The organism is Lactobacillus rodentium (genome assembly GCF_003423665.1).
Classification (GTDB): domain Bacteria; phylum Bacillota; class Bacilli; order Lactobacillales; family Lactobacillaceae; genus Lactobacillus; species Lactobacillus rodentium.
Map to the genome: position 1 here is coordinate 1 of NZ_BFBY01000030.1, position 659 is coordinate 659.

Annotated in this window: 1 protein-coding gene; it reads left to right on the forward strand. The window is 31.0% G+C overall.

What is annotated here, in order from left to right:
- A partial coding sequence (locus LrDSM24759_RS07620) for an IS3 family transposase (protein WP_117118849.1) occupies window positions 1-659 on the forward strand: 659 nt, incomplete at both ends.

Here is a 659-nt window from a genome sequence, read left to right on the forward strand (position 1 = left end):
AATTTGGATTTAAGTTAACAGAATTATTGCCATTAACCTCTTTATCTAAGAGCACATATTATTATCAGCCTCATGAACGTAAACAAAAGATTAGTGACAAAAAATTATTAATATTAATCTTAAAAATTAAGAAGCATAATCTGGGCTATGGCTATCTTAGAGTAACTGATCAGCTTCATCGTCTGGGACATAAAATAAATCATAAACGTGTTCAACGGATTATGCATCAAAATCATATTTCGGGAAGAATTTATAATCTTAGGGCTGGTAAGTATGATTCTTCTAAGGGACCACAAGGTAAAAAGGCTAAGAATAGATTTCATCGAAAATTCAAAACAGATAGACCTTACCAAAAGATTGTCACTGACGTAAGTGAGTTCAGATATGGAAATATGAGTATGAATGAAAGAATCTATATCTCACCTTATAAGGATCTATGTGGTGGTGCAATAATTGGTTTTAGTATTAGTGATCATCCAAATACTGAATTTGTAATGGAAGGACTTAAGCAAGTGATTGATAAACGACCAAATCTAAATTATCGGATGACTATCCATAGTGATCAAGGAATTCAATATCAATCAAATAAATATAGAAATAGACTAAAACAAACAAAGATATTCCAGAGTATGTCTAGAAGAGGAAATTGTCATGACAAT